The sequence below is a fragment of the Streptomyces sp. SCSIO 75703 genome (assembly GCF_036607905.1).
Lineage (GTDB): Bacteria > Actinomycetota > Actinomycetes > Streptomycetales > Streptomycetaceae > Streptomyces.
The window spans coordinates 6743428-6760205 of record NZ_CP144555.1; the positions used below are offsets into that span (position 1 = coordinate 6743428).

Annotated in this window: 12 protein-coding genes; 7 read left to right on the forward strand and 5 right to left on the reverse strand. The window is 77.5% G+C overall.

The annotated features are described in order from the left end of the window. Positions 1-14 precede the first annotated feature (14 nt). Positions 15-3122, reverse strand: a complete 3108-nt coding sequence (locus VM636_RS29650) for a type 2 lanthipeptide synthetase LanM family protein (RefSeq protein ID WP_338486198.1) — start codon at positions 3120-3122, stop codon at positions 15-17. 529 nt (positions 3123-3651) lie between these two features. On the opposite strand from VM636_RS29650, the gene VM636_RS29655 reads away from it, so the two are divergent. Further along, positions 3652-4263, forward strand: coding sequence for a response regulator transcription factor (locus VM636_RS29655; RefSeq protein WP_030419828.1), 612 nt, complete (start codon positions 3652-3654; stop codon positions 4261-4263). Between the two features lie 8 nt (positions 4264-4271). After that, positions 4272-4913, forward strand: a complete 642-nt coding sequence (locus VM636_RS29660; RefSeq protein WP_234340473.1) for a LuxR C-terminal-related transcriptional regulator — start codon at positions 4272-4274, stop codon at positions 4911-4913. 73 nt (positions 4914-4986) lie between these two features. On the opposite strand, the gene VM636_RS29665 is transcribed toward VM636_RS29660, so the two are convergent. The 3 genes from VM636_RS29665 to VM636_RS29675 form a co-directional block, all read right to left on the reverse strand. Continuing rightward, positions 4987-5727, reverse strand: a complete 741-nt coding sequence (locus VM636_RS29665) for a peptidase E (RefSeq protein ID WP_030419826.1) — start codon at positions 5725-5727, stop codon at positions 4987-4989. Positions 5728-5941: 214 nt separating this feature from the next. Beyond that, the gene (locus tag VM636_RS29670; protein WP_030419825.1) at positions 5942-6721 is read right to left on the reverse strand and encodes a 4'-phosphopantetheinyl transferase superfamily protein; all 780 of its coding nucleotides are present in this window, start codon (positions 6719-6721) and stop codon (positions 5942-5944) included. Beyond that, positions 6714-6965 carry an MbtH family NRPS accessory protein gene (locus VM636_RS29675; protein WP_030419824.1) on the reverse strand — a complete coding sequence of 84 codons (252 nt, stop codon included), beginning with the start codon at positions 6963-6965 and terminating at the stop codon, positions 6714-6716. Before VM636_RS29675 ends, VM636_RS29670 begins: the two co-directional genes overlap by 8 nt. A 241-nt stretch (positions 6966-7206) precedes the next feature. On the opposite strand from VM636_RS29675, the gene VM636_RS29680 reads away from it, so the two are divergent. From VM636_RS29680 to VM636_RS29700, 5 genes are all read left to right on the forward strand, one after another. Further along, positions 7207-9531, forward strand: a complete 2325-nt coding sequence (locus VM636_RS29680; RefSeq protein WP_338486203.1) for a lantibiotic dehydratase — start codon at positions 7207-7209, stop codon at positions 9529-9531. After that, entirely contained in the window at positions 9531-11033 is a 1503-nt protein-coding gene (locus VM636_RS29685; RefSeq protein WP_030419823.1) for an amino acid adenylation domain-containing protein, read from the forward strand. Before VM636_RS29680 ends, VM636_RS29685 begins: the two co-directional genes overlap by 1 nt. Further along, positions 11030-12040 (forward strand): pyridoxal-phosphate dependent enzyme, encoded by a 1011-nt coding sequence (locus tag VM636_RS29690; protein ID WP_338486206.1) that lies wholly within the window; start codon positions 11030-11032, stop codon positions 12038-12040. The genes VM636_RS29685 and VM636_RS29690 overlap by 4 nt, the downstream gene beginning before the upstream one ends. Then, the gene (locus VM636_RS29695) at positions 12037-12291 is read left to right on the forward strand and encodes an acyl carrier protein (RefSeq protein WP_053914364.1); all 255 of its coding nucleotides are present in this window, start codon (positions 12037-12039) and stop codon (positions 12289-12291) included. The genes VM636_RS29690 and VM636_RS29695 overlap by 4 nt, the downstream gene beginning before the upstream one ends. Positions 12292-12600: 309 nt before the next feature. After that, positions 12601-14883, forward strand: coding sequence for a lantibiotic dehydratase (locus VM636_RS29700; protein ID WP_338486208.1), 2283 nt, complete (start codon positions 12601-12603; stop codon positions 14881-14883). A gap of 278 nt (positions 14884-15161) precedes the next feature. Here VM636_RS29700 and VM636_RS29705 read toward each other — a convergent pair whose 3' ends face one another. After that, the gene (locus tag VM636_RS29705; protein WP_338486210.1) at positions 15162-16745 is read right to left on the reverse strand and encodes an aldehyde dehydrogenase (NADP(+)); all 1584 of its coding nucleotides are present in this window, start codon (positions 16743-16745) and stop codon (positions 15162-15164) included. Between the last annotated feature and the right edge of the window lie 33 nt (positions 16746-16778).

Below are 16778 nucleotides of genomic sequence, written 5' to 3' on the forward strand. Positions count from 1 at the left end.
GGAAGTGCCGTGCGTCAGCGGTGGGTCGCCGGCCGGTGGCCGGGGTGGGACAGGAGCAGGGCGGACGGGACGGTGCCGGGGTGCGCGAGGCGCAGCAGCCCGTACCCGATGCCGGACAGCCCGTCGAGCAGGCCGGGGGAGGGCACGTGGTCGGGGGTGGCGCAGCGGTGGCTCCGCGCCTCGACGAGGGCGAGCGCCCGGCCGGCGTGCCGGGCCAGCGCCGCGGCGGCGGCCGGTTCGCCCCGGCCGGCCCTGACGGCCAGGGCCTCCAGCGTGCCGAGAGCGCCCTGCCCGAGGCTGAGGTCGGGGCGCCCGTCCGGCTCCGGCGTCCGTCCCGCGGCGGGTGCCCCGGGCCCGGGAGGCAGGTGGGCGGCGACGGCCGCCGCCCCGGCGAGCCCGCGCGACCAGGTCGAGTCCTCGGCGTCCCGTACCGCGCCGGCCAGCAGCGTCCGGGCGGCGGCCGTGTGCGCGGCGGTCTCCCCGGGCAGGCGGTCGGCGTACCGCAGCAGCGCCCACCCGATGCCCGCGGCGCCGTCGGCGAGACCGGCGGGCAGACCGCGCGCCCCGGCGCCTGCCGGGTCCCCGTCCGGGCTGGACACCGCGCCGAGCAGCCGGTCCGCCAGCGCGGACGCCAGCCGCAGCGCCGCCGGGTCGCCGGTCGCCTCGTGCACGGCGACGGCGGCGGTCAGGGCCCCGGCGGCACCGCCGGCGAACCCCGGGTCGGAAGAGGCGGACGCGGCGTGCCCGAGGGCGGTGAGCGCGTCCGGCAGGCAGTCCGCCGGACCCGGTCCGAGCAGCGCCGACAGCCGCAGCAGCGCGTACACGATGCCGCCGAGGCCGTCGTAGGCGCCCGGCCCGGCCGCCGCGCTCAGTGCGGGGTCGCCTGCCAGGGCCTTCAGCAGGGCGGGCAGCGGGCGGACCGCCTCCCGGGCGAGCGCGGCGTACCGGCCCGCTCCGGCCAGCGCGTCCGTGTGCGCCAGGAACAGCGCCACCCCGCAGTAGCCCTGCGCGAGCCCGGCGCCCATCGGCAGCACCGCCCAGTGCGGGCCGGACACCCGCTCCAGGCCGAGCCAGTTGGTCCGGTCGCCGTCCCGCACCGCGCGGGCGGCGATCTCGTCGGCGATCCCGCAGACGGCGGCGAGCAGCCGTGACGCGTCGGGCGCGACGGCCGGCACCGGCCCCACCGCCAGTTCGGACCGGGGCCGCTCCAGCGGGGAGCCCGCGCCCCGCGCCGCGATCGTGGCCGTGATGACCCATTCCTGGTCGTGGCAGTCGACCTCGTCCATCCGGGCGATCTTCTCCCGCACCGAGTCCACCCCCGCCACCGGCAGCAGACCGGGCAGCCAGGTGCCGTCGTCCGCCCGCACCGCCGTCCCCGACGGCAGGTGGGTGAACAGCGGCACGTCACCGCGCCACAGGGCCGCCGTCTCGTGCTCGATCAGCCGTTGGCGCGCCGCGTCGTGCTCGGACTCCGTCCACAGCACCGCGAAGACCCCCTCCCGGGCGAGCGCGTCGCCCAGCAGCGACGGGTGGGCGGACTCCTCCAGGAGCGTCGCGTACAGCCGGGTGGCACGCGCGACGAGCCGGGCGGGCCGGCCCGCGCCGCACGTCAACGGCCCTCCCTCCCCGAGTAGTTCGGCCCCGTCGGCGGCGAGCGCCGCGTACGCGGTACGGAAGCCCTCCAGCAGCGCCGCCCGGTGGTCGGCGCCCTCCAGGGTGCGGCCCGCGGGCAGCGGCTGGTTGTGCGCCCCGGGGCTGAGCAGCGGTCCGCGCACCGCCCGCATGGTGTCCAGCCCGCTGTCCCGCCAGTGCAGCCCCTCGCTCGGGTGGGTGCCGTCGGTGGAGCGGCCGAGCGCCGAGATGTCCAGGGCCCCGTGCTCGCCGATCAGCAGGTGCGGCAGCAGACAGGTGCGGTGCACCGAGGCCCGCAGCGCCTCCGCCGCCGGGTCCGCGCCCGCGGTCACGGCCTGCCCGAGCCCGGTGTGCAACAGCGTCTCGGCGTCCACCAGGACCGGCTGGTCGCCACGGGCGATGACGTTCTCGTAGTGCATGTCGGCGCCGTCCACCGCGTACAGCAGGGCCAGCAGCGCGCCCTGGCGCCGGTAGAAGGCGTCGGTCTCGGTCACCGAGCGGCACCAGCGGTGCTCGACGAACTCCAGCCAGCCGTACGCCTCGCGGCGCAGACTGCGCGGGGTGCGCAGGTCCAGTCCGGGCACCTTGGCGTTCAGCCAGCCCACCAGGTCGTCGAGGAGCGCGTGCTGGCCGAGCGGACGCGGTTTGTAGACCAGCCGCTGACCGGCGAAGCGCAGGACCGCGACGGACCGGTTGCCCTCGTGGGCGTCCCCGAGGCCGAACTCCACCCCGGTGAGCGGTCCCGGGTCGCGTCCGCCGAGGAGCCCGGCGGCCAGGTCCTGCCGGTCGGCCGCGAAACGGGCCGCCAGTTCGGCGGCGGCCTCGGTCGCGTCGAGCGAGGTCTGGGCGAGCATCCGGGCCAGCACCGGGCGGGAGGCGAACAGCGCGCCGAGGCCCCGCCGGGTGCCCGTGGCGGCGACGAAGGCGTCGAACCGCGCGCGGGGCCCGGCACCGGCCAGCCGCCCGCCGCGCCGCGCCGTGTCGAGTTCGTGGACCAGGGTCCGCGCCGCCAGGCGGACGAGCTGGTGCGTCAGGCGCCGTGCGAACGCCGCCCGCCACACGTCCTGTTCGGCGCCCGCGGGCAGCAGGTCGGCAAGCCGCGCGGTGGCGGCGTCCACGAGCGGCCGTACGACCGGGGCGAAGGCGTCGGCTCCCTCGCCGCCCCGGCCGGCCGGCTGCCTGACGGCGCCGTCCAGGACGGTTTCGGCGTACCGGGCCCAGCCGGGCTTGGCGGCGCGGGCGGCCAGCCGCTCGGCGGGCTCGGAGGCCAGCGCCGCGGCCGTGGCCCGGTCCACACCGAGGTGGGCGAGCCGCAGGGCGAAGCCCTCGGCGTCCCCCGCGGCCCAGGGAGCGGGGACGGCGGCGGCGTCGGCGGGCGCCGCCGGACGGCCGGGGGCGGCGAGCCGTTCCGCGAGGGACAGCGCCGGGGCCCACCACGAGGGCGGGAGGACGGTGCTGCGGGATGCCGGGGGGCCGGCGGTCTCAGTCACGAGTAAGAAGGTCGCAGACCCCGGGGACGCCCACATGGGTAGGCGTCCCCCATATTCTGCGCGGCGCCGCCGCACCCGCCGCGCCGGCCCACCCGCGCCGGGGGAAAGCCGCAGGCCGGCGGCGGTGCTGCCCGGCCGGCCCACCTGGGTGGCCGGGACGCCGGGCCCGGCGCGGTTCCGCGCGTTCGGCCCTTGTGCCCGCCCCCGGCGCGTGCCCGGACCCCCCGTGCCCCGCACTTCGCGGGGGACGCTTCCCCAAGAGCCCGTCCCCTACGCCCCCACGGCGGTACGGGACTTCCCCTCGCAGATCACCGCCACCGCGCCGGCCGGCCCGCGACCGGCCCGTGACGGGTGGCGAGGCGGTCGTGGGGGAACCGGCCCGGCCGGGGCGGCCCCGGCCGGCCGGAAAGGTGGGGATCGGCTACCGATGCCGGCGGGCCCCCGCAGCGGCACGGTGATGCGCAGTCCCCACCGCAGAACCGGCCCGGAGCGCGCCCGACCGGGCGGACGAACTTCCTAGGAGTCGCAGATGGGAGCAACCGTGACCGTCGGCGTGGTCGCCCTCGACCCGGTACTGGAGGCCGGCACGCGCACCACCCTGCAGGCCTGCCCGGACCTGACCGTGTGCGAGCCGGCGGACGCCCGTGTCGCCGTCCTCACCGTGGACCGCCCCGGACCGGCCGAACTCGACATGGTGCGCGCCACCCGCGCCCTGCCGCACAGCCCCGCCGTCGTCCTGGTCGCGGGCGCCCTCGCCTCCGGCGACGCCCTGCACGCCCTGGCCGCCGGGGCCCGCGGGCTGCTGCCGCGCCGGGACGCCGACGCGCCACGCCTCGCCCACGCGGTGCTGGCCGCCTCCCGCGACGACTGCACCCTGCCACCCCGCCTGCTCGAACAGCTCCTGGACCGTCCGGCCGACCTCCGGCACACCGCCGGGGGCTGGAGCGACGGCATGCTGTCCGACCGGGAACGCTCGGTGCTGCGACTGCTCGCCGACGGCCACGAGACGGCCGAGATCGCCCGGCGGCTCGCCTACTCGCCGCGCACCGTGACCACCGTGGTCCACGACATCACCCGGCGGTTCCGGCTGCGCAACCGCGCTCACGCCGTCGCCTACGCGCTCCGGGCGGGCCTGCTGTGACGGCGGCCGTGCTCACCGCGCCCCCCGTACCCGGCCCCACCGCGCCCCCCGCGCCCGGCGTCGGGGCGACGTCCGCGCCCGTCGTCCTGCGCATCGCACCCGTGCCCGGCGCGGACCGCGTGCGCGGCGTGGCCCGCCGCGCCCGACTGGCCTGCGCGCCGGAGCACGCGGGGCCCGGCACCGTCACCGTGATCCCCGCCCCCGACGCCGCCCGCGCCCTGACCGGCCGCCGGGACACCGGGCCCCTGCTCCTCGTGTGCGACACCGTCGGCCGGACGGACCTGAAGCTCGCGCTGCGGGCCGGGGCGGCCGTCCTGCGGACCGCCGACCTCACCGAGGAGACCCTGGTCGCCGCGGTACGCCGCGCGGCCCACCCGCACCCGAGCATCCCCTACCCGGAACTCTCCCACCTGCTGACCGGCGGGCCACGCGGCACGGACCGGGCCGGCGGAGGCCGTCCCGTCCTGACCGCGCGTCAGGCGTCCGTGCTGCGCCTCATGGCCGAGGGACACGGCAACGCGGACATCGCCCTGCTGCTCCGCTGCTCCGAACACACCGTCAAGAACGTCATCTACGAGATCATGGCCCGGCTGCAGGCCCGCAACAGGGCCCACGCCGTCGCCCACGCCGTGCGCCATGGCCTGGTGTGATCCGACGGTGCCCGCCCCGCCCGCGGGCGCCCCGCGCCCTCCGGGCCGGGCCGCCCGCGCCCTCCGGCCGCCGTCAGCCGGGGGGCGCGGGCAGCAGCCGTGGCACGAGGCGCTCCTCCACGGCCCGGCCGCCGTCCCGGGACACCACGTAGGCGCCCTTGTCCCGCTGCTCCGCCACCACCTCGACGAGTTCGGTGCCCCGGTAGACCAGGCCCACCCCGTCGTCGGTGCAGTGCGCCGTGTCGAAGACGCCCTCGGCGACCAGCCGGTGGATCAGCGGACGCCGGCCCCCGTCACTGTCGTAGTGGACCCCGTTGCCGTACGGCAGCAGCCCCAGCCCGTTGGTGACCGGGCGGAGTTCGGGGCCGAAGGAGTCCGTGGTGCCGCCCTCGTACCAGCAGAGGGAACCCGCACTCACCCCGGCGAGCACCACCCCGGCGCGCCAGGCGCGCCGCAGGATCTCGTCCAGCCCGTGCACCCGCCACACGGCGAGCAGGTTGGCCACCGAACCGCCCATCACCCAGACGACGTCGCAGCCGAGCACCGTGCCCTCGACGTCCTCGACGTTCGGCATCGGGAAGAGGTGGAGCGGGGTGAGGTCGAAGCCCGCCACCCGGGCGGCCTCGCCCATCCGCGATGTCACGTGCTCGGCGTCGCCCACCGCGGTGCCCAGGTAGAGGACGCGGGGGCGCCTGCCGTGTACCCCGGAGAGATCGACCGCGTGGTGGACGAGGGCGTCGAAGAGGACCCGGCTGCGCGCGCCGACGCGATGACCTCCGGAGGTGGCGACGATGGTCGGTTCCGCAGCGGTCACGCCGGTGATCGTAGCGCGTCGGGTCCGCTGTGAGCGTGCGCGGCCGGTGAAGGCGTCGTGCACACGGCCGCCGGCGGGAGGAGGACCCCCGCGCGGGCCCCGCGACACGGGAGCGGGGACCGGTCCCACCGGACCGGTCCCCGCCCTGTTCCGTGCCGTCGGACCGCGTGCCGTGCTGCTCGGGACACGTGCCGCGCGGCTTCCGCCGTGGCCGTCAGGGCGTCCGCAGGGCCACCGCCGCCGCGTACCCCGCCGGGACCGCGACGTCCCGCAGGCTCCACCCCGCCGCCGGGGTGGCCGGCAGCGGCCCGGTGCCCACGTAGTCCAGCGCCGGATCGCGCACCAGACCCGTGCCGAGACCCTTCAGGTAGGCCTCCTTGCGGACCCAGGCGCGGGTGAACGCGGCCGGCCGGCCGTGCGCGGGCAGCAGCGCCAGTTCCTCCGCCTCCGCCGGGTGCAGCGCCGACCGGGCGCCGAGCACCGCCCGGTCCGTGGCCAGCCCCTCCACGTCGACACCGACCGGGGCCGGCGCGAGCGCCACCAGCACCAGGTCGCCGCTGTGCGACAGGGAGAAGTGCACACCCGGCGTGCGCAGGACCGGCCGGCCGTGCGGCCCGCCGCAGCCCGCGCACGGCTCCCGCGCCAGGGGCAGGGCCTCGGCGGGCAGGCCGAGGAGCACGCCGAGCACGTCGCGCAGCGCCGCGTGCGCGACCACGTACGCCGTCCGGTCGCGGTCGTGCCGGAACGCGCGGGCCCGGTCGCGTTCCTCCGCGTCCAGCAGCTCCCGCGCGTCCCGCAGGGTCCGCTCGTCCTGGGCTCCGACACGGGCCAGGTACAGCTCCAGCGGTCCCCGCAGGACCCGGGGACCCGGGGCCCGCGTCCGCCGCCCCAGCCCGGACAGGTCCAGCACCGCCGGACACGGCAGCCCGGCCGGCACCGGCGGCGGGGCGTGCGCGGGCGGGTCGAGCAGCCGGCCCGCCCCCGGCTCAGACATCCGCCCCGGCCAGCCGGCGGCGCAGGCTGAGCGGGCGCATGTCCGTCCAGATCACGCCGATGTGGTCCAGGCACTCCTGCCGGCCGCCCCGTGTGCCCTCCGGGTGCCAGCCGGCGGGCACCTCGCGGTCCGCCCGCCAGATCGAGTACTGCTCCTCGTCGTTGCGGACCACGAGGTACACCTCGTCGGTGTCCGGACGGGCCTCGTCGGTGCCCGCGCCGGTCGTGGAGTCGGTTTGCGTCATGGTGAACCTCCCGCAGGTGGTGGGGCCGGCCGCAGGTCGGGGCCGACGCGGCCAGCGTGCCGGGCACCCGCCGGCGCCGGGCAGGGACGAACGCGCCGAGCCGGCGGCGCGCGTTGCTGCCGGATCTTCCCTGGTGGCGCACCGCCCCGGCGCGGGACGGTGCTGACCGGCCGGGGGAGCCCGGCGCCCGGCCGGACGACCCCCGGCCGGCCCGCATCCCCCTTTCCGGAAGGAGCACGTGATGTCGGACGAGCACGCACCGGTCCTGCTACCGGGCGGAGGCTGGCGGCTCTGGCAGGAGTTCGCCCTGCGCGGCCCCGGCTTCCCCGCCGACGGCGTGCTGCGCCTCGCCCCGCCCGGACTGGCCGAGGCCGCCGACAAGTTCCGCCCCGGCACCGACCTGTCCGGACCCGAGTGGGACGCCTTCGCGCGGGACCTCGCCGAGGCGGCCGTCGACACCGCCCGCCACCTCCAGCACATCGCCGGCCGGCCCCGCTTCCAGGCGGCCCTCGCCTGGCAGAACCCGGCGGTACTGCGCACCGGCATCGCGCCGTTCCTGCGGTGGACGCCGGGCGTGGACAAGCGCAGCAGCATGCCCCGCCAGCGCGAGGAACTGGTCGCCCACTACTGGCAGCGGTTCTGCGTCAAGAACGACACCATCGGCTTCTTCGGCCCCGTCGGCTGGGGCCGCTGGGACCCGGCCGCGCCGCACGCCGTCACCGTGGACCCCGGACGGGGCTTCCTCGCCGCGCAGGAGGTGTACTTCTCCGGCTGGGCCGTCGACGCCCTGGCCAAGGTGCTCGGCGAGGACACCGGGCTGATGCGGTGGATCCCGCCGCGCCGGATGTCCTTCGTGCGCTGCGAGGACGGCGCGGTACGGGTCCCGGGCCGGCCCGCCCAGCCCGTCGACGACCTCCGGCAGGCGGTCCTGCGGCGCTGCGACGGCACCCGGCACCCGGCCGCCATCGCCGCCGACCTGGGCCGGGACCCCGACGAGGTCGCCGGCATCGTGGAGGAGCTGGTCCGCCGGCGCTGGGTCGCCCACCGCCTGGAGGTGCCCGCCGCCACCCACCCCGACCGGGCCCTGCGCCGGATCCTCGAACGCGTCCCCGACGAGGCCGCCCGCGACCGGGCCCTCGCCCAGCTCGCCGTGCTCGAACGCGGCCGGGACGCCGTACGCGCGGCCGGCACCGACGCCGCCGCGCTGACCGCCGCGATCGGCGCCCTGGAGGCCGACTTCGCCGCCCTCACCGACAGCGACGCCCAGCGGGCCAAGGGCGCGCGCACCGCCCCCTGCCGCGGACTGGTGTACTCCGACGCCCGGCGCTCCGCCACCGCCACCGCCGGCCCCGCCCTCCTGGCGCACCTCGAACCCCTCCAGCTCTGCCTGACCGCGGCCCGCTGGATGACCAACCGCTTCGCCGACGGCATCCGGGCCCGCCTGCGCACCGTCCACGCCCGCCTGGGCGCCGACGGCACCCCGGTGGACCTCGCCACCCTGTGGATGCACACCCTGCCCTCGCCGCACCCGGACGCCGGCGACCTGATCGACACCGCCCAGGCCGAACTGCGCGCCAAGTGGGGACGCGTCCTCGGCCTGCCCCCCGGTGCCCGCCGCGTCCGCCTGACCACGGCCGAACTGGCCGACCGCGTGCGCCGCGAGTTCGCCGAGCCCGGCGACGGCTGGTCCCTCGCCCGCTACATCAGCCCCGACGTCCTGGTCGTCGCCGAGGACCCCGACGCCCTCGCCCGCGGCGACGTGGACCTCGTCCTCGGCGAGATGCACTGCGCCCTGAACACCATGGGCGCCTCCCTCTTCGTCCACCAGCACCCCGACCGCGACCGGCTCCTCGCCGAGACCACCCGCGACTTCCCCGGCCCCCGACTGCTGCCCACGCTGCCCAAGGAGCTTCCCCTGCGGTGGTCCACCCGCAGCCGGCCCGCCCTGGACCGGCCCGAGGACCACTACGTCACCCTGGTCGACCAGACCGGCGACCCGCACCGCCCGAACGCGGTGCCGAGCGCCGACGTCCGCGTCGAGGACCGGGACGGACGCCTGTGCGCCGTACTGCCCGACGGCACCGTCCACGACGTCCTCGACGTCTACGCCAACACCCTCACCCAGCGCGTCATGGACCGCTTCACGCTCCGCCCCGAGGGCGAGCACACCCCGCGCATCACCATCGACCGCATGACCGTGGCCCGGGAGACCTGGCAACTCCCCGTCGCAGAGGTCGGCTTCGCCGACGAGAAGAGCGAGGCCGCCCGGTTCGTCCGCGCCCGGCACTGGCAGCGCCGCCACGACCTGCCCCGCTTCGTCTTCGTCGTCTCCCCTGCCGAACCCCGGCCGTTCTACGTCGACTTCGACAGCCCCGTGTACGTCACCATCCTCGCCAAGGCGGCCCGCCGCCTCGCCCGCGAGGACCCCGCGGCCCGCCTGAAGGTCAGCGAGATGCTGCCCACCCCCGAACAGTCCTGGCTGACCGACGCCGACGGGCACCGCTACACCTCCGAACTCCGCTTCGTGGCCGTCGACCAGACCGTCGCCGGCACCCGGGGGGCGTGATGCGGACCGTCGCCGACGACCTCGCCGCGCACGCGGCCCGCCACCCCGGCCGCGTCGCGCTGGAGACCCCCGAGGGGCCCGTCACCTACGGCCGGCTCGCCGCACGCACCGACACCCTGAGCCGCCTGCTCGGCGCCCACGGCGCCGGGCCGGAGACGGTGTGCGCCATCGCCGTCGAACACGGCGCCGACGCGGTGGCCGCCATCGCCGCGGTCCTGCGCACCGGAGCCGCCTTCCTCGCCCTCGACGTCACCCAGCCCCGTGACCGGCTCGCGGCCTTCGTCCGCGGCGCGGGCACCCGGCTGCTGCTGACCACCTCCGCGCACCTGCGGACCCTGGCCCCGGACCCGGACCTGCCGACGATCCGGCTGGACGGGCCCGCCACCCCGCCGGGCCCGCCCGCGGCACCGCCCGCCCCGGTCGATCCGCACGCCCTGGCCTACGTCACCCACACCTCCGGCAGCACCGGCGCGCCCCGCCCCGTCCTCGTCGAGCACCACGCCCTCGACGCCTACCTGCGCGACACCGCCCGCGCCTTCGGCCTCGGCCCGGACACCGTGGCCCTCCAGACGGCCCCGCTCGGCTACGACGCCTCCCTGCGGGACACCTTCGCCCCGCTGCTGGCCGGGGGACGACTGGTGATCGCGGAACGCTCCCGGCTGCTGCGGCCCGACGGCTTCGCCGCCACCGTCCGCGCCCACCGGGTGACCGCCCTGCTCAGCACCACCCCGTCCTTCCTGGCCCACCTGGCGGGACGGCCGGACCTGCCCGCGCCGCTGGCCGGCGTCGGCCTGGTCGCCTCCAGCGGCGAATCCCTGCGCCCCTTCCTGGCCGCCGGCGGACGGCGGACCGTCCCGGGCACGCTCGTCAACCAGTACGGGCCGACCGAGTGCACCATGACCACCACCCGCCACCGCGTGCCCGCCGAGCCCGACACGGCCGCCGACGTGGTCGGAACACCCCGCCCCGGCACGGTCGTCCGGGTGCTCGACGCCGGCCTCGCGGCCGTCCCCGACGGCACGGTGGGCGAGGTGTACATCGGCGGAGCGGGCCTCGCCCGGGGCTACGGCGGTGACCCGGCCCGTACCGCCGAGTGCTTCCTGCCCGACCCCTACGGGCCGCCCGGCGCCCGTCTCTACCGCACCGGCGACCTCGGACGGTGGGGCCCGCGGGGCCTGACCTACGCCGGGCGCACCGACCGGCAGGTCAAGATCCGCGGCTACCGCGTGGACCCCGCCGAGGTCGAGGGCGCCCTGCTCGCCCACCCGCGCGTCGGCGGCGCCGTGGTCACCGCGCACACCGACGAGCGGGGCCGCACCTACCTGACGGCCCACGTCACCGGCGACCTGGCCGCCACGAAGGACGCCCACCTGCGCGCCCACCTGGCCCGCTCGCTGCCGCCGCACCTGATGCCCCGGCACTTCCGGCGCCACGACACGCTGCCCACCACCCGCGGCGGCAAGACCGACCGCCGCCGGCTGACCGTGGGGGACACCCGGTGACCGCCACCGGCCTGCGGTCCGGGGCCGGCACCCGCCCCGGCCCCGCCGACGTCGCCGAGGCCGCCGCCCGCATCGCCCCCCACGTCCGCCGCACGCCCCTGCTGAGCGGACCGGTTCCGGAAGTCCCCGGCACGCGACTCCTGCTCAAGGCCGAACACCTCCAGCACGGCGGCTCGTTCAAGACCCGCGGAGCCGCCAACGCCCTCCTGGCCCTGCGGGCCGGACGGGTCGTCACCGGCTCGTCCGGCAACCACGGCATCGCCCTGGCCCGGCTCGCCCACTCCCTCGGCGTCCGCCTGACCGTGGTCCTCGCGGCGGGCGCCGACCCCGCCAAGACCGCCGCCCTGCAGGCGCTGGGCGCCCGGACCGTCCGGGTGGGCGGGGGAGTGGCCGAACGGGAGGAACGGGCCCACGCCCTCGCGCGGGAGACCGGCGCCACCCTCATCCCCTCCTCCGACCACCCCCTGGTGGTCGCCGGGCAGGGCACGGTCGGCGCCGAAGTGCTCGCCGACGCCCCCGGGACCGAGACGGTCTACGTCCCGACCGGCGGCGGCGGACTCCTCGCCGGCGTCTGCCTCGCGGCAGCGGACCGTCCGGTGCGCATCGTCGGCGTCGAACCGGACCGGGGCCCCCGCTACGCCCGCTCCCTGGCCGCCGGGCACCCGGTCCGACTGCCGCCCTGCGCCACCGTCGCCGACGGCCTGCGCGGCCAGCGGCCGGGACGCGTCCCCTACCCGATCATCCGCGACCGCGTCGACGACCTGATCGCCGTGGGCGACGACGAGATCCTCGCCGCCGTCGCCCTGCTGCGCCGCCTCGGTGTCGACGCGGAGCCCAGCGGAGCCGTCGCCCTGGCCGGAGCCGTGCGCGCCGGCCGCCGCGAGCGGGCCGTGGCCGTCGTCTCCGGCGGCAACACCCCCGCCCGCCTGCACGACCTGCACCACACAGCAAGCACCGACCCCACGGGAACCACCGTGACGACCACCACCGAGGAGTACGCCTCATGACCGAGAACGCCGCCACCGCCGCCCACACCGCCGACCTGCTCGTCGACATCTTCCGGGAGGTGCTCGGCCTGCCCGACCTGACCGAGGACACCGACTTCTACGAGGCGGGCGGCGACTCGCTCACCGCCTTCCAGATCACCGGCCGCCTGGAGGAGATCGTCGGCGCCCCGGTGCCGGTCTCCCTGGTCTTCGCCTACCCGACGCCGCGGGACCTGGCCGAGGTCGTCGACACCGACTACGGCCGCCCCTGACCCACGGTCCCCCGCGCGCCCGCCCCGGAACCGGCCGCGGACCACCCCGCACCGGGACCGGGGGGCGCGGCGGCGGGGAGGGAGGCCGAAGACGGGCCGTCCCGCCACGCCGCCCGCCCGGCAGCCCCCGCGGGCCGGACGCGCCAGGTGCCCCGGTGCGAGGGACGCGTCCCGTACCCCGTGCCCCGGCCCCGTGTCCGCGTACCCGGCACGTCCGCTGCCCCCGCCCGCCCCGTGTCCCGTAGCCGTGCGCCACCGCCACCGCCACCGACCCGCCCCCGCCCCCGCGCTCGCGAGGAGAGCCCCGTCATGACCGAAGACCTCCTGCCCTGCCTCGGCCGCTGGCGCCTGTGGGAACAGTTCGCCCTGCGCGGCCCCGGCTTCCCCGCCGACGGGGTGCTGCGGCTGGCCCCGCCCGGACTGGCCGAGGCCGCCGACACGCTCGACGCGGACGCCCCCCTCGACGGCGCCCGCTGGGAGGACTTCTCCCGGCTCTTCGCCGACGCCGCCGTGGAGACCGCGCACACCCTCCAGGACATCGCCCGCACCCCGTCCTTCCGCAAGGCCGTGGCCTGGCAGAACCGCCCGGTGCTCACCTCGGGCATCGCGCCGTTCCTGCGGTGGACGCCCGGCGTGGACAAGCGCAGCAGCATGCCCCGCCAGCGCGAGGAACTGGTCGCCCACTACTGGCAGCGGTTCTGCGTCAAGAACGACACCATCGGCTTCTTCGGCCCCGTCGGCTGGGGCCGCTGGGACGCCACAACCTCCGGCGCCGCCCTCGGCACGGGCACCGGACTGGTCGCCGAGTCCACCGTCTACTGGGCGAGCTGGGGCATCGACGCGCTCGCCAGGACCCTGGACGCCGACCCCGGCCTGCGGGAGTGGATCGCTCCCCGCCGGGTGCCCTTCCTCACGGTGGACGGCCGACGGGTCCGCGTGCCCGGCAGGCCGCCGGTGACGGTCCCCGCCGAGACCGCCGCCGTCCTCGCGCTGTGCGACGGCGTCCGCCCGGCACGGGCGATCACCGCGGCGCTCCCGGACCACGACGTGCCCGCCGTACTCGCCGACCTGGTCGCCCGCCGCTGGGTGACCTGGCGCCTGGAGGTCCCCGCGGGCACGCACCCGGACCGGGACCTGCGGGCCTGGCTGGAGACCGTCGGCGCGCCCGGCCCGCGCCGGCGGGGCATCGCCGCGCTGGACCGGCTGGAACGGGGACGCGCGGCGGTGGCGGACGCCCGCGACGCGGACGCGCTGGTCGGCGCGATGACCGGCCTGGAGCGGGACTTCACCGAGCTGACCGACACCGCCGCCGTCCGGGAGAAGTCCGCGTCGACCGCGCCGTGCCGGGCGCTGGTGTACCACGACTCCCGGCGGTCCGCGACGGCCCGCCTCGGACCCGGGGTGCTGGAGGCCCTGCGCCCGCTGCGGCTGCTGATGGACAGCGCCGGATGGCTCACCTCACGGCTCGCCGCCGCGCTGCGCACCGGCATGCGTCCGGTGTACGCACGCCTCGCCGCCGAGGGCCCGGTCGACCTGGCCGCCTTCTGGTTCGCGTGCCTGCCCGTGCTGCACGGCCCCGTGCGCGCCGCCGCGGACGACCTCCAGGCGGAGTTCACCGCCCTGTGGGGGAGCGTCCTCGCCGTCCCCGGGGGCGCCCGCCGGGTGGACGTCCGCTCCGCGGACATCGAGACCGCCGTGCGGGAACGGTTCCCCGGCGCGGGCGGCTGGACGGCGGCCCGCTACCTCAGCCCGGACGTCATGATCGCCGCCGACGGCACCGAGGCGGTGGCCCGCGGCGACTTCACCCTCGTCCTCGGCGAACTCCACCTGGCCGCCAACACGCTGGGCGCCTCCCTCTTCACCCACCAGCACCCGGACGCCGGCGAACTGCTCCGCCTCACCGACCGCGACCACCCCGGCCCGCGCCTGATGCCGCTGCTCCCCAAGGAGCACCGCGCACGGCTGTCCACCCGGGTCCGGCACACACTGGTACGGCCCCAGGACTACCAGGTCGCCCTCACCGACTTCACCGCGGACCCCACCCGCCCGCGGGCCGTACGCAGCGCCGACGCCGTCGTGGAGGACCACGGCGGCGACCTCGTCGTCCGGCTCCCGGACGGTGCCGTGTTCCCGGTCACGGACGTCTTCTCGCACGTCCTGACGACCCTGTCGATGGACCTCTTCCGTCTCCTGCCCCAAGGCGACCACACCCCACGCGTCACCATCGACCGCATGACCGTGGCCCGGGAGACCTGGCGACTGCCCGCGGCGGGGGCCGCCTTCGCCGACGACAAGGACGAGGCCCGCCGCTTCGTCCGCGCCCGCCGCTGGCGCGCCCGGCTCGGCCTGCCCCGGTACGTCTTCGTCGTCTCGCCGTCCGAGTCCCGGCCGTTCTACGTGGACTTCGACAGCCCCGTCTACGTCACCATCCTCGCCAAGGCACTGCGCCGGCTCGCCCGCCGGGACCCCCGGGGCACGGTCACGTTCACGGAGATGCTGCCCACCCCGGAGCAGACCTGGCTGCGCGACGACGCGGGCCGCCGGTACACCGCGGAACTGCGCTTCGTCGCCTTCGACACGGCACCGGCCTGACCGAGGGCCCCCGCCGTGCCCGGCGTGTCCGGGCCGGTGGGCGGCGGGGGCCGCAACGAAGGGCGCACCCGCACCGGGCCCGGGACGGCTGCCCGCCCCGGGCCCGAAGCGCGTCACGCGGGGGACTGGACGTCGTGATCCGGCACGAGACGACGGACGTCGGAGCGCGGGCACCGGGAGCGGGGTGCCGGCCTCCCCGTCGCCGGCACCACCGGAAACGGTCCGTCGGCCGCCGACGCGCGGCCCGCGCCGTGACGCGCGGGCCGCCACGCGCCGCCTCACCTCGACCGTGGCTCGAGCACGCCGTCGACGAGTCGGGTGACACCCAGAGGGTTCTCCGCCCGCAGTTCCTCGGGCAGGAGGGCGTCGGGGAACGACTGGTAACAGACAGGACGGAGCCAGCGCTCGATCGCGAGGGTCCCGACACTGGTCGTACCGGGGGAGGAGGACGCGGGCCACGGGCCGCCGTGCACCATGGCGTGGCAGACCTCGACCCCCGTCGGCCAGCCTCCCCACAGGATGCGCCCCGCCCGCTCCTCCAGCACCGGCAGCAGCCGTTGGGCCGTGGCGAGGTCGGCGTCGGTCCCGTGCACCGTGGCCGTCAACTGCCCCTCGGCGCGTTCGAGCAGTGCGAGGAGCTCGTCCGTACCGGACCACCGCACGACGAGTCCGGCGGCACCGAAGACCTCGTGGGAGAGCCGTTCGTGCGCGAGGTAGGCCGCCGCGTCGCATTCCAGGACCACGGGGCCCGGCGCGTACGGGCTCTGGCCGGGCGGCCCCTGTGCCACCACCGAGACCCCCTCGGTGGCCGCCCACCGCGCCACGCCCTCGACGCGGCTCTCGGCGATGCCCGGGGTGAGCATGACCTGTCCCGTGGAGCCGGCCACGGCCTGGGCCACGGCCCTGCGGAAGGCGTCGCCCGCGTCGCCCGCGGGCAGCAGCAGAAGGCCCGGATTCGTGCAGAACTGACCCGCGCCGCTGGTCAGCGACTCCACGTACGCGGTGGCGAGCGACACCGGGTCGGCCAGGGCACCGTCGAGGACGATCACCGGGTTGATCGCCGACATCTCGGCGTGGACGGGTATGGGCACGGGCCGGGTGTTCGCCTCCTCGACCAGCGCGAGCCCGCCGGCCCGGGAGCCGGTGAACCCGACGGCCGCGATCCGCGGGTCTCGCACCAGTGCTCGGCCCACCTCGGGGGCACGGCCGACGAGTAGGGAGAAGACCCCGGCGGGCATGCCGGTGCGCTCGGCGGCAGCGGTGAGAGCACGCGCGAGGAGTTCGCACGTGCCCGGGTGGGCCGGGTGCGCCTTGGCCACGACCGGACAGCCCGCGGCGAGAGCCGACGCGGTGTCGCCGCCGGCCACGGAGAACGCCAGCGGGAAGTTGCTCGCACCGAAGACGGCCACGGGACCGACGGGGATGCCGCGCAGGCGAAGATCGGGCCGGGGGAGCGGCCGGCGCCCGGGGAGGGCGGGATCGACGCGTACGCCGAGCGCGTCCCCGCCTCGGACGAGGGCGGCGAACATGCGCAACTGCCCGCAGGTGCGGCCACGTTCGCCGGTCAGACGGCCGAGAGGAAGTCCGGACTCACTCGCGGCCAGGTGCAGGAGGTCGTCGCCCATCGCCTCGATTTCCTCCGCGCAGGCGTCGAGGAACGCGGCCCGCCGGTGTGCGGGCAGGGCGCGGTACTCGCGCGCGGCCGCGGCGGCCAGTCCCGCGGCCCGCGCCACGTCGTCGGGCGAGGCGTCCCGTAGCCGCGGGCCCCGGGGCGCGCCCGTGGCGGCCACGGTGCCCCGCCACGCGTCACCGGTGCCGGGGGTGTCACGGCCGGCCACGATCGAGTTTCCGGTCAGATTCACAGAGTCACACCTTCACCCATGTCTCAACAAGGT

Excerpts from the sequence above, each read along its gene's own strand:
- VM636_RS29655 (WP_030419828.1), top strand. The coding sequence starts at position 3,652 with ATGGGAGCAACCGTGACCGTCGGCGTGGTCGCCCTCGACCCGGTACTG.
- VM636_RS29700 (WP_338486208.1), top strand. The coding sequence starts at position 12,601 with ATGACCGAAGACCTCCTGCCCTGCCTCGGCCGCTGGCGCCTGTGGGAA.
- VM636_RS29685 (WP_030419823.1), top strand. The coding sequence starts at position 9,531 with ATGCGGACCGTCGCCGACGACCTCGCCGCGCACGCGGCCCGCCACCCC.
- VM636_RS29680 (WP_338486203.1), top strand. The coding sequence starts at position 7,207 with ATGTCGGACGAGCACGCACCGGTCCTGCTACCGGGCGGAGGCTGGCGG.
- VM636_RS29695 (WP_053914364.1), top strand. The coding sequence starts at position 12,037 with ATGACCGAGAACGCCGCCACCGCCGCCCACACCGCCGACCTGCTCGTC.
- VM636_RS29675 (WP_030419824.1), bottom strand. The coding sequence starts at position 6,965 with ATGACGCAAACCGACTCCACGACCGGCGCGGGCACCGACGAGGCCCGT.
- VM636_RS29670 (WP_030419825.1), bottom strand. The coding sequence starts at position 6,721 with ATGTCTGAGCCGGGGGCGGGCCGGCTGCTCGACCCGCCCGCGCACGCC.